Origin of the sequence: Edwardsiella piscicida, from assembly GCF_001896205.1 — a bacterium.
Classification (GTDB): domain Bacteria; phylum Pseudomonadota; class Gammaproteobacteria; order Enterobacterales; family Enterobacteriaceae; genus Edwardsiella; species Edwardsiella piscicida.
In genome coordinates, this window is sequence record NZ_MPNU01000001.1 from 302,905 (window position 1) to 324,756 (window position 21,852).

General features: G+C 61.2%; 16 protein-coding genes. 9 read left to right on the forward strand and 7 right to left on the reverse strand.

Annotated features, from left to right (window positions below; genetic code table 11):
* Positions 1-27: 27 nt before the first annotated feature.
* On the reverse strand, positions 28-1,377 hold the full coding sequence (lysC, locus tag BRD58_RS01335; RefSeq protein WP_073381425.1) for a lysine-sensitive aspartokinase 3: 1,350 nt from the start codon (positions 1,375-1,377) through the stop codon (positions 28-30).
* 825 nt (positions 1,378-2,202) lie between these two features.
* Between lysC and pgi the strand changes: the two genes are divergently transcribed.
* Entirely contained in the window at positions 2,203-3,852 is a 1,650-nt protein-coding gene (gene pgi / locus BRD58_RS01345) for a glucose-6-phosphate isomerase (protein WP_015460722.1), read from the forward strand.
* 60 nt (positions 3,853-3,912) lie between these two features.
* On the opposite strand, the gene BRD58_RS01350 is transcribed toward pgi, so the two are convergent.
* The gene (locus tag BRD58_RS01350) at positions 3,913-5,160 is read right to left on the reverse strand and encodes a dicarboxylate/amino acid:cation symporter (RefSeq protein ID WP_073381428.1); all 1,248 of its coding nucleotides are present in this window, start codon (positions 5,158-5,160) and stop codon (positions 3,913-3,915) included.
* 233 nt (positions 5,161-5,393) lie between these two features.
* Between BRD58_RS01350 and psiE the strand changes: the two genes are divergently transcribed.
* Positions 5,394-5,801 carry a phosphate-starvation-inducible protein PsiE gene (gene psiE, locus BRD58_RS01355; protein ID WP_012847085.1) on the forward strand — a complete coding sequence of 136 codons (408 nt, stop codon included), beginning with the start codon at positions 5,394-5,396 and terminating at the stop codon, positions 5,799-5,801.
* 88 nt (positions 5,802-5,889) lie between these two features.
* Here the strand turns inward: psiE and malG are convergent, their stop codons facing one another.
* The 3 genes from malG to malE form a co-directional block, all read right to left on the reverse strand.
* Positions 5,890-6,780: a maltose ABC transporter permease MalG gene (malG, locus tag BRD58_RS01360; RefSeq protein ID WP_012847086.1), complete on the reverse strand. Its 891-nt coding sequence runs from the start codon at positions 6,778-6,780 to the stop codon at positions 5,890-5,892.
* Between the two features lie 14 nt (positions 6,781-6,794).
* Complete coding sequence (malF, locus tag BRD58_RS01365; protein ID WP_012847087.1) at positions 6,795-8,366, reverse strand: maltose ABC transporter permease MalF; 1,572 nt, start codon at positions 8,364-8,366, stop codon at positions 6,795-6,797.
* Between the two features lie 137 nt (positions 8,367-8,503).
* Complete coding sequence (gene malE / locus BRD58_RS01370) at positions 8,504-9,697, reverse strand: maltose/maltodextrin ABC transporter substrate-binding protein MalE (RefSeq protein ID WP_012847088.1); 1,194 nt, start codon at positions 9,695-9,697, stop codon at positions 8,504-8,506.
* 484 nt (positions 9,698-10,181) lie between these two features.
* On the opposite strand from malE, the gene malK reads away from it, so the two are divergent.
* The 6 genes from malK to BRD58_RS01400 all read left to right on the forward strand — a co-directional run bounded on the left by malK (position 10,182) and on the right by BRD58_RS01400 (position 17,261).
* Positions 10,182-11,291 carry a maltose/maltodextrin ABC transporter ATP-binding protein MalK gene (gene malK / locus BRD58_RS01375; RefSeq protein ID WP_012847091.1) on the forward strand — a complete coding sequence of 370 codons (1,110 nt, stop codon included), beginning with the start codon at positions 10,182-10,184 and terminating at the stop codon, positions 11,289-11,291.
* A gap of 64 nt (positions 11,292-11,355) precedes the next feature.
* Positions 11,356-12,636: a maltoporin gene (locus tag BRD58_RS01380; protein ID WP_015460724.1), complete on the forward strand. Its 1,281-nt coding sequence runs from the start codon at positions 11,356-11,358 to the stop codon at positions 12,634-12,636.
* Positions 12,637-12,735: 99 nt separating this feature from the next.
* Complete coding sequence (malM, locus tag BRD58_RS01385; RefSeq protein ID WP_073381431.1) at positions 12,736-13,638, forward strand: maltose operon protein MalM; 903 nt, start codon at positions 12,736-12,738, stop codon at positions 13,636-13,638.
* A gap of 265 nt (positions 13,639-13,903) precedes the next feature.
* Positions 13,904-14,407 (forward strand): chorismate lyase, encoded by a 504-nt coding sequence (ubiC, locus tag BRD58_RS01390; protein WP_015460726.1) that lies wholly within the window; start codon positions 13,904-13,906, stop codon positions 14,405-14,407.
* Positions 14,400-15,296 (forward strand): 4-hydroxybenzoate octaprenyltransferase, encoded by an 897-nt coding sequence (gene ubiA / locus BRD58_RS01395; RefSeq protein WP_173790600.1) that lies wholly within the window; start codon positions 14,400-14,402, stop codon positions 15,294-15,296. Before ubiC ends, ubiA begins: the two co-directional genes overlap by 8 nt.
* Before the next feature lie 288 nt (positions 15,297-15,584).
* On the forward strand, positions 15,585-17,261 hold the full coding sequence (locus BRD58_RS01400; protein ID WP_012847096.1) for an OFA family MFS transporter: 1,677 nt from the start codon (positions 15,585-15,587) through the stop codon (positions 17,259-17,261).
* A gap of 57 nt (positions 17,262-17,318) precedes the next feature.
* On the opposite strand, the gene plsB is transcribed toward BRD58_RS01400, so the two are convergent.
* Positions 17,319-19,775, reverse strand: a complete 2,457-nt coding sequence (gene plsB / locus BRD58_RS01405; protein ID WP_012847097.1) for a glycerol-3-phosphate 1-O-acyltransferase PlsB — start codon at positions 19,773-19,775, stop codon at positions 17,319-17,321.
* Between the two features lie 125 nt (positions 19,776-19,900).
* Here plsB and BRD58_RS01410 point away from each other — a divergent pair, with 125 nt between their 5' ends.
* Entirely contained in the window at positions 19,901-20,263 is a 363-nt protein-coding gene (locus BRD58_RS01410; RefSeq protein WP_015460730.1) for a diacylglycerol kinase, read from the forward strand.
* A gap of 122 nt (positions 20,264-20,385) precedes the next feature.
* Here the strand turns inward: BRD58_RS01410 and BRD58_RS01415 are convergent, their stop codons facing one another.
* Complete coding sequence (locus tag BRD58_RS01415) at positions 20,386-21,843, reverse strand: anion permease (protein ID WP_012847099.1); 1,458 nt, start codon at positions 21,841-21,843, stop codon at positions 20,386-20,388.
* Between the last annotated feature and the right edge of the window lie 9 nt (positions 21,844-21,852).

Here is a 21,852-nt window from a genome sequence, read left to right on the forward strand (position 1 = left end):
AGAGGGCCGGATGACCGCCCCGCCGGGCTATTCGAACAGCCGCGCGTGCAGGGTGCGCACCACCGCATCGGCGTCGTTGCCCGGCACCAGGAAGCACAGGTTATGGCTGCTGGCACCGTAGCAGATCATGCGGATATTGAACGGCTCCATCGCGCCGAATACCTGGCGACCCACGCCGCAGGCGCTGCTGAGCTGGTTACCGATCAGCGCCACCAGCGCCAAATCCTCTTCAACCTCTACCCGGCACTGGGCGGAAAGCTCGGTCAGCAGGGCGCTGGTCAGCAGGCTGGCGCCGCCGGTGCAAGAGCCGGTGGTATCCAGCGTTAGCGCGATACTGACCTCTGAGGTGGTGATCAGATCCACGGAGATGCGGTGGCGGGCCAGAATACCGAACACCTCGGCCAGAAAGCCGCGGGCGTGCAGCATATTCAGGCTGTGCAGCGTCAGCAGCGTTTGGCTGCGCCGCAGCGCCAGCGCGCGGAACAGCGGCGGCTGCGCACTTTTGTTGCATACCAGGGTGCCGCCGGCGCCGGGATCGCGGCTGGAGCCGACGAAGACCGGGATATCGCTGCGTACCGCCGGCAGCAGGGTGGCCGGGTGCAGCACCTTCGCGCCGAAGGTCGCCATTTCGGCCGCCTCGGAAAAGGCGATCTCATCGATGCGCCGGGCGGCGGGGACGATGCGCGGATCGGTGGTATAGATCCCCGGCACATCGGTCCAGATATCGACGCGCGCCGCGTCCAGCGCCTCGGCCAGCAGGGCGGCGGTGTAGTCGCTGCCGCCCCGTCCCAGGGTCGTGGTGCGACCTTTGCGCTCGCTGCCGATAAACCCCTGGGTAATGATCAGGTGCGTGGTCAGGCGCGGCGCCAGAGACTGCTGCGCCAGCGCCTGCAGCTGCTCCCGATCCGGCTCGGCTTTGCCAAAGCGGTCATCGGTGCGCATGATCCTGCGGATATCAAACCACTCCACGCTGACGCCGCGGACGCGCAGCAGCTCGCTGAACAGCAGCGTCGACATCAGTTCGCCGTGGCTGACCAGCTCATCGGTCAGCGCCGCAGAGGTGGCCAGCGCCGCGGCTTCGGCCAGCATGGCGATATTTTCCAGCATGCGTTCAATTTCACTGCGTACCACGGCGTCGTCGGGGAGCGCCGCCAGGATCGCATCGTGAATTCGGCGAACCTCGCCTATCAGGCGCAGCCGTTCCGCGGCCTCTTGCCCCTCGGCCAGCGCGATGAGGTGGTTGGTGACGCCCGCGGCGGCGGAAAGCACCACCATGCGTACGGCGGGATTGGAGAGAATGATGTCAGCGCAGCGCAGCATGGCGTCGGCGTCGGCTACGCTGGTGCCGCCAAACTTTGCAATGATTGTCTGTTGCATATGATGCCTCGTGTCAGGAGCCGGTGTCCGTGTTGTCCGGCGGGTCAGTCCATTAGCCCGGCGCCGGGCGCGCGCTAAACGGTACGGGGCGGCGTATGCGCGCTCCGCAGGTACTCCACCTTACCGTTCCTTCCACCGAGGCAGGGGGACGAGGTGACAGCCCAAGGGGGTGCCCAGAAGGCCGCTGCGCGCTGGCCCGGCGATCCGGGGCCGCGTTGCTGAAGGGCGATGCCGGGGGCGGCGTGCCGCCACGATTTGCGCAGACGGGCCTGTACACGGGATGTACAGGGCATTTTTAGAAATAACGGCTTATGCCGGGTGTGTCAATGGCATTGGGATGAGTGATTTTCAATTTGACCCGCGCAGTATTACCGTTACTGATTATTGTTTTTATCGCATTGAAATATATGAAATAAAAATAATCACTTGGTAATTAGGTCGCGCGGGATCGCGGCGTATAGACATCGTATTCGCTAATGTTGCCGCCTAAAAAATCACCGCCGCCTCTTGGCGTTCCGACCGTTCACACCCGCGGACTCTCGCGGATGACGCCGTGATTTTCCGCGCGGGAAACAAAGGTTGCTGAATGGAGTCAGTATCAGGCAGTATCAGGGGTGAGAGTTTTAGTCGATCGCAATAAAAGGGATCGCAACACGGCGTGAAATGGATACAATTTAACGCACGTAGGAAAAGATGAACCGGTACCCTATGCCGTCATCCCTGTCGTTCCCGGGAGCGGCGATTATCCGGAATGTGCGGGGCGCGTTCAGCCGCTGAACGGCGCCTCGGAAACCACCGACCGTTACTCAAGCATAAGGCGTCGCTATGAAAAATATCAACCCGACCCGTACTGCTGCCTGGCAAGCGCTGCAGCAGCATTTCGAGCAGATGAAGTCCGTGCAGATGCGCGATCTGTTCGCCGCGGATGCCGACCGTTTCTCTAAGTTCTCTGCTACCTTCGACGATCAGATGCTGGTCGATTACTCCAAGAACCGGATTAACGCAGAGACCCTGGAAAAGCTGCAGGCGCTGGCCCGTGAAACCGATCTGCAGGGCGCTATCGCCGCCATGTTCGCCGGTGAAAAAATCAACCGTACCGAGGATCGCGCCGTGCTGCACATCGCACTGCGCAACCGTAGCAATACGCCGATCTACGTCGACGGTAAAGACGTGATGCCGGAGGTTAACGCCGTACTGGCTAAGATGAAGCAGTTCTGTGCGCGGGTGATCGACGGCGAGTGGCGGGGTTACACCGGTAAGACGATTACCGACGTGGTGAATATTGGTATCGGCGGCTCCGATCTCGGCCCTTACATGGTGACCGAGGCGCTGCGCCCTTACAAAAATCACCTGGCTATGCACTTTGTCTCCAACGTCGACGGCACGCACATCGCCGAGACGCTGCAGCGCCTGAACCCGGAGACGACCCTGTTCCTGGTGGCCTCGAAGACCTTCACCACCCAGGAGACCATGACCAATGCCCACAGCGCTCGCGATTGGTTCCTGCAGGCGGCCGGCGATGAGCGCCACGTGGCCAAGCATTTTGCCGCGCTCTCCACCAATGCGCAGGCGGTGGCGGCGTTCGGTATCGATACCGCCAACATGTTTGAGTTCTGGGACTGGGTCGGCGGCCGCTACAGCCTGTGGTCAGCCATCGGGCTCTCTATCGCTCTGAGCATCGGCTACGATAACTTTGAGCAGCTGCTGGCCGGCGCCCACGCCATGGACCGCCACTTTGCCAGCGCGCCGCTGCAGCAGAACCTACCGGTACTGCTGGCGCTGATCGGCATCTGGTATAACAACTTCTTCGGTGCCGAAACCGAAGCCATTCTGCCCTACGATCAGTATATGCACCGCTTCCCGGCCTATTTCCAGCAGGGCAATATGGAGTCGAACGGGAAATATGTCGATCGCAACGGTCAGGCCGTGGATTACCAGACCGGCCCCATCATCTGGGGCGAGCCGGGCACCAACGGCCAGCACGCGTTCTATCAGCTGATCCACCAGGGCACTAAGCTGATTCCCTGCGACTTTATCGCGCCGGCCATCAGCCATAACCCGCTGGGCGATCATCACAGCAAGCTGCTGTCCAACTTCTTTGCCCAGACCGAGGCGCTGGCGTTCGGTAAATCCCGTGAGGCGGTCGAAGAGGAGTTTGCCAAGGCGGGCAAGAGCGCGGCAGAGGTGCAGCATATCGTGCCGTTTAAGGTGTTTGAGGGGAACCGCCCGACCAACTCCATCCTGCTGCGTGAAATCACGCCGTACAGCCTGGGGATGCTGATTGCGCTGTATGAGCATAAGATCTTCACCCAGGGCGCCATTCTGAACATCTTCTCCTTCGATCAGTGGGGGGTTGAGCTGGGTAAACAGCTGGCTAACCGTATCCTGCCGGAGCTGGAGGATGCGCAGCCGGTACGCAGCCACGATAGTTCGACCAATGCCCTGATCAACCGTTTCAAGGCCTGGCGGGCATAACGACGCGCAGCCAAAGAAAAACCCGGACTTGTCCGGGTTTTTTTACGTCTGGCGCCGGCGTTACTCCGCCGTTTCCCATCGGCGCTGTAGCCACGCCTTACCCTCAACAAAGCGGGTGACCAGCATGGCGCAGACCGTATTGCCGGTGGAGTTCAGTAGGGTGGCCGGAATATCGATGATGGTGCTGATGATCATGATGGTGCCGACCAACTCCGGCGAAAAGCCGAACACGGCGCAGATCATCAGTTCGCCGGTCATGCCGCCGCTGGGAATAGCCCCCATGACGGCGCCGACCAGGAACGCCACGCTGATGATGGCCGCGATGCTCATCGGATCGCTCATGTCGCGGCCGAACAGCGTGAACAGAAAGACGATCTTGATGATGCCGCCGATAACCGAGCCGTCCTTATGGGTGTTGGCACCCAGCGGGATCACCGTCTCGGCGATATCCGCCGGTACGCCCATCTTCTTGCTGGCCACCAGGTTGACCGGAATGCAGGCGGCGCTGGAAGCGGTGGCGATGGCGGTGATGGCCGGTGTAAATACGTTGCCCCAGAAGAGACGGACGGCGGGGCGCCCTCCGGCGATAAAGGCGTACAGCGTATTGGCACCGAAGAAGTAGATCACCGTCAGCACCACGTACAGCAAGAAGGCATTCAGATAGCCGTGGATGATTTGCGGCCCCAGCGCGCCGACCGTGGCGGCAAAGTAGCAGCCCAGCCCCAGCGGCGCCGCGTACATAATGATCTTGACCATCCTCAGGATCACCGTGGTTCCGGCGCTGAGAAACTGGGCGACGGGACGGCCCTGCTCACCGCTGAAGGCCGTGGCCAGGCCGAACAGGATAGAGAAGACGATCAGCGGCAGCAGGTTGGACTTGGTAAACAGCTGTAGAAAATCGGGTACGGTGAAGGTGGAGACGATCACCTCGCCCAGCCCTTTGCTCTGCTCCTGCGGCGCCGGAGGCAGGTGGGCTATCAGCGATTGGGTATCCACGTTGTGGAACGGATTAAACAGGTGGGTGGCGACAAAGCCGATCAGTGCGGCGAACAGGGCGGTGGCGATAAAGACCGAGAAGACCGTTCCCATGATTTTGCCCAGGCGCGACATCTGCCGCATGTCGGCGATAGAGGAGGCGATGCTGAGGAACACCAGCGGAACGATCACTACGAACATCAGGTTCAGGAACAGTTCGCCGATGGGTTGAACTAGGGTCGCCCGTTCGCCAAACAGGATGCCGGCCAGCCCGCCGAGGATAATGCCCAGTAGCAGGCAGAGGGTAAACGTATAGTGTCGGAGTATATGCATTGTGTGGGTATCCCAGTCGAGCCCTTTCTTGCCACCGCGCGGCGGCGGAGGGTGTGTTGATCCTGGCGGATTATGCTAATTATCTGCCCTTGTCGCCGCCGGCGCCAAATTTGTGTGACGCTCGCCGCGCCGCATGCGACGTCGGCGGTTTTTTGGCGCCGGGGGATAGACGGCAAAACGGCAATATTGTTAACTAGCTCACATTATAAAGCTATTACGCAAGGAGTTACTTTATGCCGGGAACCGAGCGCGCAAACCGTGTCGCCACGGTATTGCAGTGGATACTGAACATCGGCCTGATGGCGCTGGCGGCGATTCTGGTGATTTTTCTGGCGAAGGAGACGTTCACGCTGGCCGGGGTGCTGTTTGACGCCAACCAGAATGCGTCGACCTATATGCTGGTGGAAGGGATCGTGATCTATTTTCTGTATTTCGAGTTTATTGCATTGATTGTTAAATATTTTCAATCAGGCTATCACTTCCCGCTGCGCTACTTTATCTACATCGGCATCACGGCGATCATCCGGTTGATTATCGTCGATCACGAAAGCCCCAACGATACGCTGATCTATTCGTTCGCCATTCTGGTACTGGTGATCGCGCTGTACCTGGCTAACACCGATCGCCTGAAGCGCGAATAGACGCCGCAGGATACGGACATAAAAAGGGCGGCCCGTAGGCCGCCAGTTACGCACACAGGTTACTGCTTTTTTAAGGGTAACGCATAAACTAGCCTTTCACGCCGCCGGCGGTCAGACCGCCCACCAGCCAACGCTGCGCCAGCAGGAAGACGGCGGTTATCGGCATCGCCGACAGCACCGCCGCCGCGGCAAAATCCCCCCACAGGTAGTTCTGCGGATTGAGATACTGCTGCATGCCGACCGCCAGCGTATAGGTGTTGACGTCGCGCAGCAGCAGCGAGGCGACCGGCACCTCGGTGATGGCGGCGATAAAGGAGAGGATGAACACCACCGCCAGTATCGGTACGGAAAGCGGCAGCAGTACCAGTCGGAACGCCTGCCACGGCGTGGCGCCATCCAGCGCCGCCGCCTCCTCCAGCGAGCCGTCGATGGTTTCAAAGTAGCCCTTGATGGTCCAAACGTGCAGGGCGATACCGCCCATATAGGCGAAGATGACGCCCCCCAGGGTATTCAGGCCAAGGAACGGCACATACTGGCCGATCCGATCGAACAGGGCATACAGCGCGACCAGCGACAGTACCGCCGGGAACATCTGGAAAATCAGCATCCCTTTCAGCAGCGAGGATTTGCCGCGGAATCGCATGCGGGCGAAGGCATAGGCGCAGGTGGTGGAGAGCGTCAGGATACCCAGCGCGGTGGTGACAGCGACCTTGATCGAGTTCCACAGCCACAGCAGCACGGGAAACGGCGGCGGGGTCACGCGGCCGTCCGGCGCCGTCACGCTGATGCCCAGCGCCAGCTTCCAGTGCTCCCAGGAGATCTGGTCCGGGATCAGGCTACCGGTGGCAAAGTTGCCGGCGCGCAGCGAAATGGCGATCACCATCAGCAGGGGGAACATGATCAGCGCGATAAACAGAATCATCAGCAAATGGGTGAGCCATAGGCGATAGCGCAGGGATTGGGGTTGAACCATGGCCATAGTCAGGCGTCTCCTTAGTCAAAATTCATTTTGCTGGCTTTCAGATTGAGGATCGCCAGCGCCCCGACCAGCAGGAAGATCAGGGTCGCGATGGCGGCAGCCAGGCCAAAGTCTTGTCCGCCGCCGCCCTCGAAGGCGATGCGGTAGGTATAGCTGACCAGCAGGTCGGTATAGCCGGCCGGCGTCGAGGTTCCCAGCATATCCGGCCCCCCGTTGGTTAACAGCTGGATCAGCACAAAGTTATTAAAGTTGAAGGCGAAGCTGGCGATCATCAGCGGCGTCAGCGGCTTGATCAGCATCGGCAGCGTAATCCGGAAGAAGTTTTGCAGCGGCCCGGCGCCGTCCATGGCCGAGGCCTCATACAGATCCTCGGGGATCGCCTTCAGCAGCCCCATGCACAGGATCATCATGTAGGGATAGCCGAGCCAGGTGTTGACGATCAGGATCATGCACTTGGCGGTGAGCGGATCGCTGAACCAGGCCGGGCGAATGCCGAACAGCTGGCTGAGCATCATGTTGATCTCGCCGAAGCTCTGGTTGAACAGCCCCTTGAAGATCAGGATGGAGATAAACGCCGGCACCGCATAGGGCAAGATCAGCAGCACCCGATAGGCGGCGCGTCCGCGCAGCGCCTCCCACTGTACCACGCAGGCCAGCACCATCCCGACGGCCACGGTGAAGATGACGGTCAGCACCGAGAAGACGAGGGTCCAGATAAAGATGCTGATGAAGGGCTGGCGGATTCCTTCATCGTCGAGCACCCGTAGAAAGTTTTTCCAGCCGGTGGTCACGGTAAACCCCGGGCTCAGGCGCTCGCTGCGCCAGTTGCCGTCGGCGTTGACCGCCTGATAGAAGCCGCTTTGCATATTGGGGCGGTAGGCGATGCCGCTTTGGTTGTCCGTCAGGGTGCGGCCATCGTCGCCCAGGGTGTAGAGCGGGCGGCTGGCGGCAAACTGGCGCAGCGAGCTCATGCGCAGCGCGGCGCCGTCGGGCAGCAGGGCGACCAGGCTGTTCAGCGTCTGCCGGTGCTGGGTCACGGTGCGCAGCGTGGCAGCGCTGCCCTGTGGCGCGCCGTCTGCCGGCGCCATCGAAATCTGTAGGTCGGACTGGCTCAGCGTAAAGGGGCCGGAAAGGTAGCGTTGACCGTTCTGGGCATCGGTGAGCTGCAGGCGCCACTGGTCGCCGTCTGGATACAGGCTGAACGCGTAGGTCTGGCCGCTGGTGAACATGCGCTGCAGCAGGACCGACTGGGCGCGCTCCTGGCTGAGCTGGTTGGTGCTGCTGTAGTTGGTAAAGGCGATGGCGATGGTGCAGATCAGCGGAAACAGGACGAACAGCCCCATGCCGGCCAGCCCCGGATAGACATAGCGCCAAGCGTAGGCGCGCCGATTGGCGAAGATATACAGTCCGCCCCCCAGCAGGATCAGGGTTAGCATCGCGAATAGGTATTCGCCTTGGGCATACATGACGATAGTCAGATAGCCGGTCAGCAGCGTCAGCAGGCCGACCGCCAGCCATTTTAGCCCGGTGCGCGGGCAGAGCCGGCGCGGCTCGCTGGCCGGATATTCAGTTTGAGATAGTGACATGGACACGCCCTCGTTTTACTTGCCACACCGGTGACGGCGCGCCGTTCGGGCGCGGTTGGCATCAGGTTAATACGGTGATGAGCCCGCCGCGTCCGTCTGCGGGGGAACAGACGGGCAGGCGGCGGGTCAGCCGGAGATTATTTTTTGAGGATCCGCTCCTTGGCGCTTTCCAACGCCTGCGTCACGCTCTGACGGCCGTTGATCGCGTTGATGATCGCGGCGCGCTCGGCGTACCAGAAGGCGCTCATCTGCGGGATATTCGGCATGATCTCACCGTTTTGCGAGTTCTGCATGGTGGCGGCGATGCGCGGATCCTTCTCCAGGATCTCCTGATACGACTTCAGCGCCACGGCGCCCAGCGGCTTGTCTTGGTTGACCATCGCCAGGCCGCTGTCGGTCAGCAGGTAGTTCTCAATGAACTCGGTCGCCAGCTCTTTGTTCGGGCTGGCCGCGTTGATCCCCGCGCTCAGCACGCCGACGAAGGGCTTGGAAGGATGACCCTTGAAGGTCGGCAGCAGGGTGATGCCGTAGTTGATGCCGCTCTTGTCGATATTGGACCAGGCCCAGGGGCCGTTGATGGTCATGGCGGTCTGCCCTTTGTTAAAGGCCGCCTCGGCGATGGAGTAGTCGGTATCGGCGTTGATATGCTTGTTTTTCACCATATCGACCAGGAACTGCAGACCGGCGCGCGATCCGGCGTTGTCGACGCCGACGTTATTGGTCTCGTAGCGGCCGTTGGCATACTTGAAAGCGTAGCCACCGTCGGCGGCGATCAGCGGCCAGGTGAAGTAGGGCTCCTGCAGGTTCCACATGATGGCGCTCTTGCCCTGGGCGCGCAGCTTGCTGTCCAGCGCCGGGATTTCTTCCCAGCTCTTGGGCGGGTTGGGCAGCAGGTCTTTGTTATAAATCAGCGACAGTGCCTCGACGGCGATGGGGTAGGCGATCAGCTTGCCGTTGTAGCGCACGGCGTCCCAGGTAAAGGGGTAGAGCTTCTCCTGAAACGCTTTGGACGGATGGATTTCGGCCAGCAGGCCGGACTGGGCATAGCCGCCAAAGCGGTCATGGGCCCAGAAGATAATGTCTGGTCCGTCACCGGTGGCCGCAACCTGGGGGAATTTCTCCTCCAGCTTGTCCGGGTGCTCTACGGTGACCTTGATACCGGTCTCCTGCTCGAACTTCTTACCCACGTCCGCCAGACCGTTATACCCCTTGTCACCGTTGATCCAGATGACCAGTTTACCCTCTTCGATCTTGGCCAGCGCCGGCGCAGAGATGACCAGTGCGGCCAGTGCGCTAAGAGCGATGGTTTTTATAGCGGATGTCTTTGTCATAGTGCAGTCCTTGTAGTCCTGTCGGGGGAGTTTACGAACGCGGGTCGGGGGTCGATGGCCGCGTATCGTACGCTGCGTTCATGGGGCTATCGCCGTGTTCCGGCCGGTCACCGGGGGGCAGGAGCGCCGATGTTGTGTCATAGTCCGCGAGAGCCGCCCGATTCTCATCCTCCCCCGCTCTACGCCCTGTGGGGCTTTCTTGTGATCTGCTTAACACAACTTGGCAATATGTGGTGAATGGCACGAAATCTCTGGGTCGATTTTGCAGCCACGATCACGATTCTTCCACCGCCGCGGCGTCCTTCGCCCCGATCCGGCGCGCGCTATCCTCCCGCCTCCTCCGCCAGCAAAAAAGCGCCGATGGATGATCCGCGGGTGCGGGTTTTTCGCGCACTATCATGTCCATTCATTGAGGCGCAGCGCCCTTTCCCCCGCCCTCTGCGGCGCGCTGCGGCCATCCCATGACAACGGACAGGAGCGGCGCATGGCGAACGTATCACTGCGTAATGTGTATAAGGCGTACGGTGAGGCCGTGATCTCCCGGGATATTAACCTGGACATTGAGGATGGCGAGTTTGTGGTGTTCGTTGGCCCCTCGGGCTGCGGTAAATCGACGCTGCTGCGCATGATCGCCGGCCTGGAGGACATTACCTCCGGCGAGCTGCAGATCGCCGGGGTGCGGATGAACGATGTGCCGCCGGCGAAGCGCGGCATCGGCATGGTGTTTCAGTCCTACGCCCTGTATCCGCACCTGTCGGTCGCGGACAACATGTCGTTTGGCCTCAAGCTGGCCGGCGTCAACAAGGCGGAGATCCAGCGGCGGGTGAATCAGGTCGCGGAGATCCTGCAGCTGGCGCATCTGCTGGATAGGCGCCCCAAGGCGCTCTCCGGCGGCCAGCGTCAGCGGGTGGCCATTGGCCGTACCCTGGTGGCGGAGCCGGATGTCTTCCTGCTGGATGAGCCGCTCTCTAACCTGGATGCCGCGCTGCGGGTGCAGATGCGCATCGAGATCTCCCGCCTGCATAAGCGCCTGCAGCGCACCATGATTTATGTCACCCACGATCAGGTTGAGGCGATGACCCTGGCAGACAAGATTGTGGTGCTGGACGCCGGGCGCATTGCTCAGGTTGGTAAGCCGCTGGCGCTGTATCACTATCCCGCCGATCGGTTTGTCGCCGGTTTTATCGGCTCCCCCAAAATGAACTTCCTGCCGGTCAAAGTGAGCGAGGCGCAGCCGCAGCGCGTACGGGTTGAGCTCCCCAACGGCCAGCATATCTGGCTGCCGGTGGCGGGAGAGGGACTGCGTCCCGGCAGCAACCTGTCGCTGGGGATCCGCCCCGAACATCTGGTGCCCAGCGCCGCGGCCGATGTGACGCTGTCGGGCGAGGTTCAGGTTGTCGAACAGCTGGGTAACGAAACCCAGATCCATATCCAAATCCCGGCCCTGCGTCAAAACCTGGTGTACCGCCAGAACGACGTGGTGTTGGTCGATGAAGGCGCCACGCTGGCCATCGGCCTGCCTGCGGAACGTTGCCACCTGTTTCGAGAGGACGGCAGCGCCTGTCAGCGGTTGTATCAGGAGCCGGGAGTGTAGCTCCTACCCTGTGACAACGCATTGAAAAGCAATAATAACGCCGTTAGGCACCCCTAACAGGAGATTGATGATGAATATGCGCAAACTTCCGCTGGCGCTGGCCGTTGCCAGCGTCGTGCTGTCGGCTCAGGCCATGGCGGTCGACTTTCACGGCTACGCCCGTTCCGGCATCGGCTGGAGCTCAAAGGGCGGCGATCAGAAGTGTTTTCAGGCTGATGGCGCCGGTTCCAAATACCGTCTTGGCAATGAGTGTGATACCTACGCCGAACTGAAGCTGGGCCAAGAGCTGTGGAAGAGCGGCGATCAGAGCTTCTACCTGGATACCAACGTGGCCTACGGTATCGATCAGGCCAACGACTGGGAGTCCACCTCTCCGGCGTTTCGTGAGATCAACGTGCAGGGCAAGAACGTGATTACCTGGCTGCCCGGCTCGACCCTGTGGGCCGGTAAGCGTTACTACCAGCGTCATGACGTTCATATGATCGACTTCTACTACTGGGATATCTCCGGTCCGGGCGCCGGTCTGGAAAATATCGACCTCGGCTTCGGTAAGCTCTCTCTGGCGGTGACCCGTAACACCGAATCCGGCGGCTCTTACTCCTACTTTGTGAATCAGAGCAACGAGAAATATATCCGCAATACGGCTAACGATGTGTATGACATCCGCCTGGCCGGGCTGCAGACCAACCCGGGCGGCTCGCTGGAGTTGGGTTTCGACTATGGCCGCGCCAATCTGGACGACGGTTATCACCTGGCACCGGGCGCGACCAAAGATGGCTACATGTTCACAGCCGAGCATACCCAGTCGCTGTGGGGCGGCTTTAACAAGTTTGTCGTGCAGTATGCGACCGACGCGATGAGCAACACCAACAATGCGGGCCACTCCAGCGGCTCTAGCGTTAACAACGACGGTCACCTGATCCGCGTACTCGACCACGGTGCGATGGACTTCAACGATAAGTGGGGCCTGATGTATGTCGCGATGTATCAGGATGTCGATCACGATGTTCAGAACGGTTCGACCTGGTATACCGCCGGCGTGCGTCCGATGTACAAGTGGACGCCGACGATGAGCACCCTGTTTGAAGCGGGCTATGACAATGTGAAATCGCAGAAAACCGGCGCGCGCAACGAGCTGTACAAGCTGACGCTGGCGCAGCAGTGGCAGGCGGGCGACAGCGTGTGGTCGCGCCCCGCTATCCGTATCTTCGCCACCTATGCGAACGGTAAGAACAACTGGAATACCGATAAAGACGGTATCCAGGTCAATACTCAGCCGGGCGATATTCGCGCTGAGGGGGTTCCAGGGTGGTCGTTCGGCGCCCAGATGGAAGCCTGGTGGTAAGGGCCTGAGGCGGTGCCTGCACCGCCCGGATTGCACGCCGGCGTCCCTTGCCTGACGCCGGCTGTGCCGTATGAAAGAAGGATAATAAGGATAATAATGATGAAAACCGCCTTAAACCGTCTCTCCCGCGGTGTACTGCTGGCCTGTGCACTCTGCAGCGCGCCGCAGGCGTTCGCCGATACGCTGCTTCCAACGGATGTGGCCGCCGCGCCAGAACTGAGCCATACCGCTCTGCAGGCGCTACGCTGGCAGCCGCTGACGCCGCCGGTGGATACCACTATCACCCTGGGCCCCGACAGCCAGACGCTGGCGCAGGGGGATATTCAGGGCGCCGTCGCCGCGCTGGCTCTGCCGGCGAATCGGGGCTCGCTCGAGATAACCTTAAGCAGCCGACTGCACAATAAACGGCTGTATGTTCCCAATGTGCTGGTGCTCGATCAGCATCTGCGCCCGGCGGCCTACTACCCCGGCAGCTACTTTACCTACCGCCAGCCCGGCGTGATGAGCGGCGATCGGCTAGAGGGAACGCTGAAGCTGACGCCGGTGCTGGGTCAGCAGCAGATTTATCTGCTGATTTATACGACCCGTCAGGATCTGGCCACGACGACCCGCATGGTTAACCCCGCCAAGGCCTATGCCGCCGGCGTCGGTAACGCGGTGCCGGATATCCCCGATCCGCAGGCGGCGCACGCGTCACAGGGGGTGCTGAGCATTCAGGCCAGGGTTGAACGGCAAAGCGGCAATGTGATGATCGGCGGGCTGTTGCCGGGTGGCGATACGCCGGCCGACGTGGCGGTCGGCAGTCCGGCGAGTGCGGCCGTCGCCGCCGCCCCTGCGACGCCGATGCTGGATGACACCGCTGCCTATTTCGATCGCAGCATCCGCAGCGCGGTACGCCAAGGTGATATCGATAAAGCGCTGCGCCTGATGAATGAGGCGGAGCGACTGGGGTCGACGACGGCCCGGGAAACCTTTATCCGCAGCGTAAAAGGCAAGGGTTAAGCGGCGGGGCGCAAAGGCGCCCCGCCGTACTGCGTTACGGATGTGGCTTGATGACTGGTGCGCAGCGGCGCACCTTTTTTTTATTTATTCCCGCCCGCGCAGGCGTTTGCGCGCTTGTTGTGGTTTCCGCTTTCTTTTGTTAGCCAAATGCTCATGGATTGCTGCGAGAGTGCCCCAGACGGTGAATCTGCGGTACACTGAAACGTAATAAGGCGCGCCGCGGATAGCGCAGCGACGCAGGAATTGAGACGATGGGGTGTATGGCATGGCAGAACATTCTGCTGCGCTGGCGAATATCGACTGGCAGCCGTTGGCTGACGCGGCGGCGCCGGCGGACTACGGCAGCTGGCTGGCGGAGCAGGGATCGATGACCCGCCGCCTGGAGCAGCGGTGCGACAGGCTACAGGTGACGGTGCTGCGCGAAGGGCCGGTGGACGCTACGCAGCTGAGCGACGATGAGCGCGGGCAGCTGTCGCCCTGTGCGCAGTATTGGCTGCGAGAGGTGATCCTGCTCGGCGATGGTATCCCTTGGCTGTTTGGCCGAACCCTGACGCCTTCCAGCACGCTGCAGGGCGAAGGCGAGGCGCTGCGGCGGCTGGGGAGTACCCCGCTGGGGCGCTATCTGTTCAGCGGGGTCGCCCTGGAGCGCGAGTCGCTGCGGGTTGGCTGTCTGGGCCCGCTCTGGGCCCGTCGCAGCCGACTGCGCGTCGCCGGTCAGCCGCTGCTGCTGACGGAGCTGTTCTTGGCCGATGCCCCTATCTATGGATAACGCACGTAAGCGGAGAGAGCAAGGCGTGGAGGGATGTGTGACCCAAAGCAAGTGGCTGGCGTATTGCCGCCTGATGCGGATCGACAAGCCCATCGGTTCGCTGCTGTTGCTGTGGCCGACCTATTGGGCGCTGTGGCTGGCAGGCGGCGCGGCGCCGGGGGGAAAGCTGCTGCTGGTTTTCACCTGCGGGGTGTTTTTTATGCGCGCCGCAGGCTGCGTGATTAATGATTTTGCCGATCGTCACTTCGACGGTCATGTCAAACGTACCTGTCAGCGCCCGTTACCCTGCGGTGCGCTGTCCGAGCGCGAGGCCAAAACGCTGTTCGTGCTGCTGGTGGCGCTCTCTTTTGCCCTGGTGCTGACGCTGAATGCGATGACGATCTGGCTGTCGGTGGCGGCGCTGACGCTGGCCTGGCTCTACCCCTTTATGAAGCGGTTCTCCCATTTGCCGCAGGTGATCCTGGGCATGGCCTTCGGCTGGTCGATACCGATGGCCTATGCGGCCGTCGGCGAGAGTCTGCCGCTCAGCTGCTGGCTGCTGTTTGCGGCCAATATCTGTTGGACGGTCGCCTATGATACCCAGTACGCCATGGTGGATCGCGACGACGATCTGCGGATCGGCATCAAGTCGACGGCGATCCTGTTTGGCCGTTACGATCGTCTGATGATCGGCCTACTGCAGTTCGCTACGCTGCTGCTGCTGCTGTGGGTCGGCGATCTGAATCAGCTACAGGGCGCCTACTACTGGGGCGTACTGCTGGCCGCGGCGCTGTTCGTTTACCAGCAGCGGCTGATTGTCCGGCGGGCGCGCACCTCCTGTTTTCGGGCGTTTATGAACAATAACTACGTCGGGCTGATCCTGTTTCTGGGGATCCTGCTGGCGCTGTAAACGAGATGGCGGGCATGATGCCCGCCATTTTTCTCATAATCGCCACGCAATTATCATTTTTCCATCCATTTTGACCCACATTGATAGTCTCATCCTCGTCGAGTAGCGCGAAAGTCGAACGCTAAAATGAAACTGTAATTTAACATTTCACCTTTCTTTGTTACCTGTCACAAAGCCAGGATGAATTTTGTTGTCGCACAAATTTTGACCAGTCATGGTACGCCTTCTGCTATGTCAGGATGCGCCGCTCACCATAGCGGCAACGCATTCAGGATCAGGAGAAGCATAATGAGTGTCGATAATTCAGTGCCGACGCCGCGGGACGGTGAGCGGAGGGCGGCTGACGTCCGTCCCGGTTTTTTCAGTAAGGCGCGTATCATTGCCCGCCCGGGGTTTAACCGTTGGCTGGTTCCGCCGGCGGCGCTGGCGATCCACCTGTGCATTGGCATGGCCTATGGCTTTTCCGTCTTCTGGCTGCCGCTGTCGCAGGCGCTGGGGGACGGCGCGGCGCGCGCCTGTCCGGCGCCGATGTCCGCCTGGCAAGAGCTCTTTACCACCCAGTGCGACTGGCGCATCTCCATGCTGGGCTGGACCTATACTCTCTTCTTTATCTTTCTGGGCTGCTCGGCGGCGCTGTGGGGAAGCTGGCTAGAGAAGGCGGGGCCGCGTAAGGTCGGGGTCGTCGCGGCCTGCTGCTGGTGCGGTGGCCTGATGTTTTCCGCGCTGGGGGTCTACCTGCATCAGCTGTGGATGCTGTGGCTGGGGTCTGGGGTTATCGGTGGTATTGGCCTGGGGCTCGGCTATATTTCACCGGTATCGACGCTGATCCGCTGGTTTCCCGATCGGCGCGGCATGGCGACGGGGCTGGCGATAATGGGCTTTGGCGGCGGCGCGATGGTGGGGGCGCCCCTGGCGAACAGCCTGATGCATTTCTACGCCGCAGCCGGGGGCGTCGGCGTATGGCAGACCTTTCTGACGCTGGCGCTGATCTACTGGGTGTTCATGCTGTCCGGCGCGTTGGCCTATCGCATTCCACCCATCGGCTGGCGTCCTCAGGGGATGGCGGCAGCGACGGCGACGCCCGCGGCGCGGGGCTTCACGCACGTGGAGGTGCACGTCAGCGTGGCCTGCCGTACGCCGCAGTTTTGGCTGGTGTGGGCGGTGCTGTGTCTCAACGTCTCCGCGGGTATCGGCATTATCGGCATGGCCTCCCCGCTGCTGCAGGAGGTCTTTGCCGGGCGATTGCTGGGGGGCTCGCAGACCTTTGCCGAGCTGTCCAGCGCCCAGCTGGCGCAGATCGCCGCCATCGCCGCCGGGTTCACCGGCCTGCTGAGCCTGTTCAATATCGGTGGGCGTTTTTTCTGGGCCTCGCTGTCCGATCGCATCGGGCGTAAGAGGACGTTTTTTCTCTTTTTTACCCTCGGCGTGGCGCTGTATAGCCTGCTGCCGACGCTGGGTGCGCTGGGTAGCGTAACGCTGTTTGTTCTGGCGTTTTGCCTGATCGTGTCGATGTACGGCGGTGGCTTTGCGACGGTGCCGGCCTATCTGGCGGATCTCTTCGGTACCCAGATGGTGGGGGCGATCCATGGTCGCCTGCTGACCGCCTGGTCGGCGGCGGGGATCCTGGGGCCGGTGCTGGTCAACTATCTGCGTGAGTATCAGCTCAGCCGCGGCGTCGCCCGCGCGCAGGCCTATTCCGAGACGCTGTACATCCTGGCGGGTCTACTGCTGGTCGGCCTGGTGTGTAATCTGCTGATCCGCCCGGTCGATCGACGCCATTCGATGAGCGAGGCTCAGCTGGCGCAGGCGCGCTCTCTGTATAAGGTGAACCCGAATGCCCAGCTAAGCTGGGCGGCGGACGCCGGCAGCCGGCCGTGGGTCGCGCTCTCCTGGCTGGCCGTGGGGCTGCCGCTGCTGTGGGGATGCTGGATTACGCTGCTGCAGGCCGGACAGCTGTTTGGGTAGGCGAAGATAAAAACGCCCGGCGCAGGCCGGGCGTTGTCGAGGGGATCGTCGCGTGCGTTACGCCGCGCCGTCGCTCGCGCCGCTGGCATCCTCCAGCGCAGCGATGCTGACGCTTTCGATGGTCAGGCGGATCTCCGGGGTCAGCAGATCGGCAAGCAGGTTATAGATCTCCAGCGTCTGCTCGCGCACCGCATCGCCGACGTCGTTGATATAGCCCTCCGCGCGCAGCGTCGTCACCAGGGTGGCGAAGACCGCCTTGTCGAAGAACTCCGGCGCATTGATACCGTGCAGCACCGACAGACGCTGGGCCAGGATCCGACTCTCTTTCTCCAGGGCACCGCGGCTGATGCTGGGGTTGGCGCTCAGCAGCGAGAACGTGATGGCATAGCGCTGCAGGGTTTCACGCACCCCGGCGGCCAGCAGCTGCAGGGCGCGGATACGCGGCGGGTTAATGCTCAGGGTGTCATCCTGCAGGCTGATCAGCTGCTGGCGACACAGTTCATCGATGACCGGGCTCAGCACCTGCGGCAGCGTTTCCGGCGCGTAGTGCATGAACAGCTCCTGCTTCAGCATCGGGTAGATCACCGCCGCCTGGCGCAGCAGCTCGCCGCGTGAGATTTGGCGATGGTGGATAACCATGCTGGCAACCAGCGATGGCAGCACCAGCATATGCTGAATGTTATTGCGGTAGTAGGTCATCAGCACCGCCTGCTCGCGCGGCAGAATGATCAGATCGCCGATGTTATCCTTTTCAACCTCAAACTTGTTCATCTGCAGGGCGTGGTCCAACAGCTCCTGCGGCGTGCGCTGCGGCAGCGTCGCATCTGGTGCGTAGGGCACGTTTCGCAGCAGCTGCAGATAGCACTCCAGCTGCTCCAGCAGCTGCTCGCGGGTCAGCGCGCGCTGACGCGAGGCCAGCAGCGCCGTGGCGCACAGGTTCATGGCGTTAGCGGCGGCGGCCTTATTGATGTTGACCATCACTTCGCCGGCGATGCTGTTGACGCTGGGCGTGAGCCAGTGCGGGCGCTGGGCCTCGATAGGATCGATAGCCTCACGCCACTCCGGTACGTGCTGGTTGAGCCAGACGTTCAGGGAGATTGGCTCGCCAAAGTTGACGTAGCCCTGACCCAGATTGCGCAGCTTACGCAGTCCGCGCACCATCTGCGGCAGGCTCTCTTTCTCTTTCGTCGCCCCGCGCAGCTCTTTGGCGTAGGTGGCGACCTCCATCACGTGCTCGTAGCCGATATAGACCGGTACCAGAGTGATCGGACGCTTACCGCCGCGCAGCATGGCCTGCAGCGTCATGGCCAGGGTGCCGGTTTTCGGCTCCAGCAGGCGGCCGGTACGTGAGCGCCCACCCTCCATAAAGTATTCGACGGAGTAGCCGCGGCTGAACAGCTCGCCGAGGTATTCGCGGAACACCGTGGAGTAGAGCTTATTGCCCTTAAAGGTCCGGCGGATGAAGAAGGCGCCCAGCCGACGGAAGATCGGCCCGGCCGGCCAAAAGTTCAGGTTGATGCCGGCGGCGATATGCGGCGGCACCAGCCCCTGGTGGTAGAGCACATAGGAGAGCAGCAGATAGTCCATGTGGCTGCGGTGGCAGGGAACATAGACTATCTCGTGACCGTCCTGGGCCAGCTGGCGCACGCGCTCGGCGTTATGGACGTTAATCCCTTGGTACAGGCGGTTCCAGGTCCAGCTGAGTACGCGGTCGGAGAGACGCACCGCCTCATAGGTAAAGTCAGCCGCAATCTCTTCCATCAGCGCGACCGCATTCTGCTGGGCCTTCTCGCGGGAGATTTTCTTGCTGCGGGCTTCGTCTTCAACGGCCTTTTCAATGGCCTTGGAGCCGAGCAGCTTATTGAACAGCGCCTGTCTGTCCGGCAGGCGCGGGCCGACGGCGGCCAAGCGCAGGCGGGAGAAGTGCATACGCGCCACGCGCGCCAGCTTCTGGGCGATGGTTTTGTCGGTGCCGTGCTCATCGGCCATGTAGCGCAGTGAGACGGTATTGGAGAAGCGCACAAAGCTGTCGCGTCCCAGCCACAGCACGGCGAAGAATTTCTGAATACCGTTGAGCAGGCGCAGCTGCGGGGCGCCCTTGTGGTCCTCGCGGCCCGGCGCGCGGCCAAACATCACGGAGACCGGTATCATCTGAATATCCAGCGCCGGGTTACCGCGGTGCAGATCCAGATAGTCGAGGAACAGTTTGACCGACGCCTGCTTGGGCGCGTAGTAGCGGAAGACCCGCGGGCCATCGTCTATAAAAACATAGCGCGGCAGGATGACGCCGTCGATTTCATTGTCATCCAGCGGGTCGGGCAGATCCAGCGCCAGACAGCGATCGCGTAGGGTCAGTAAGTCCGCCTTAGAGTTGTAGGGCAGAACATAGAAGACCGGCCGGGTGGTGTCCAAACGCAGTTCGGCCACCGGATCGGTGGGGATAACTTTACTTTTTACAAGTAATTTAAGCGGTAAATTCAACAGCTTATAATATATTTTACGCCATCCAGACATAAAAGTATCAGCCTCTTGTTAGCAATGCGCGGCAAGAATACCAGAAAGCGGCCCTGAGATCTGTGGTGCCGGGATCTCGGGAAGCAGCTAAAATGCCCGCCAATGCTCATCGTTATGGATTATCTATGAATAGTACTACAGGTTTGACTCGAATCATTAAAGCGGCCGGTTACTCGATCAAAGGGCTGCAGGCGGCATGGCGCCATGAGGCGGCGTTCCGTCAGGAGAGTCTGCTGCTGGCTGCCGCGGTGGCGCTGGCCTGCTGGCTTGACGTCACGGCGGTCGAGCGCATTTTGCTGATCGGCAGCGTGACGCTGGTGGTGATCCTGGAAATCCTCAACAGCGCCATAGAGGCGGTGGTGGATCGGATTGGCAGCGAGCGCCATGAGCTGTCCGGCCGCGCCAAAGATATGGGATCGGCGGCGGTATTCGTGGCGCTGTGGTTGGCGCTGTTTGTTTGGGTCAGCATTCTGTGGACGCATTGGTAACCGAGGTGTCGTTTAGAGGGGGGCCCATGGATTTATGCTCAGTTGCCCGCGTCGGAAAACATAACCCCCCGCGCTGATGCGCAGGGGGTTATGACATAACACAATGGGCGTTAGGCGAGTGGTTAGTTCCACATGGCCATGATAGGCCAACCGATGCCCAGCAGCGCGGCGATATAGATAACCCCAAAGATGGCGCCAAGTCGCCAGTAATCCTGAGATTTCACATAGCCACAGCCGTAGATGATGATCCCCGGGCCGGTGGCGTAAGGGGTCAGACAGCCCATCAGGCCGATAGAGAGCACCAGCAGCAGACACAGTTGGTCCATCGGAACCCCCGGAATGCTTTGGGCGACGGCCAGGATCACCGGCAGCATAGTGGCGGTGTGGGCGGTCAGGCTGGCGAACAGGTAGTGGGCGAAGTAGAACACCAGCACCAGGGCGATGACCGTCGCGGTCGGTGAGAAACCGGCCAGATGGGTGCTCATGGTTTTGGCGAACCATTCGATAAAGCCGGAGCGGGTCAGCCCGTTGGCCATCACCACCAGGGTAGACAGGTTGACCAGGGTATTCCAGGCGCCGCTGTACTTGGTGACATCCTTCCACGGCACCACGTGCAGCGCCAGCATCAGGGCAACCGCCAGCAGGGCGACGGCGGTGGCGTTGATGAAATCATCGCCAAAGACCCACAGCGCCAGGCTCAGCAGCACCAGGCAGATCAGGGTGATTTCACGGCGGGTCAGGGCGCCCATCTCTTTCAGCGCGCTACCGGCCCAGGTGGCGACCTGCTCGCTGTGGGTCACGGTCGGCTTGTACAGCACGTAGGAGAGCCACGGGGCGACGATCAGCAGCAGCAGCCCCACCGGCAGGAAGCCGAGGAACCACTGCATCCAGGAGATCTGGATACCGGCGATTTTACTGACAAACTCCAGGCCCAGTACGTTCGGCGCGGCGCCGGTGACGAACATGGAGGAGCTGATGCTGGTACTGATCACCATCATCCACATCAGATAGCTACCGATGCGGCGTGAAGAGGGATCGTTGGGATGGGAGTCGAACAGCGGCGGCAGGTTTTTGATCACCGGAAAGACGGTGCCGCCGGTACGCGCGGTGTTAGACGGTGTAAAGGGCGCCAGCAGAATATCAATGATGACGATGGCGTAGCCGAGAGTGAGCGTTCGCTTACCCATGAACTTGACCAGCAGCAGGGCGATACGCCGACCCAGTCCGCTGACCTCATAGCCCAGGGCAAAGATAAAGGCGCCGAACACCAACCACACGGTGGTGCTGGAGAAGCCGGCCAGGCCCCACTTCAGCGCCTGTTTACTGGCGTTGAAGGCGGGATCGGCCAGCTCTTTGGCGTCAAACAGCAGGAACTGGTTACCGATAACGACGATGGTCACGGCGATAAAGCTGATGGCGGTGGCCGGGATGGGCTCAAGGATCATCCCGACGATCATGGCGACAAACACGGCAAAATAGTGCCAGGCCTGCGGCGGCATGCCATCGGGGACTGGGATCATAAACATAATCCCCATCACCACGAGGGGCGCGAGTAGTTTCCCTATTTTCTCTTTGGACATAACTGATGA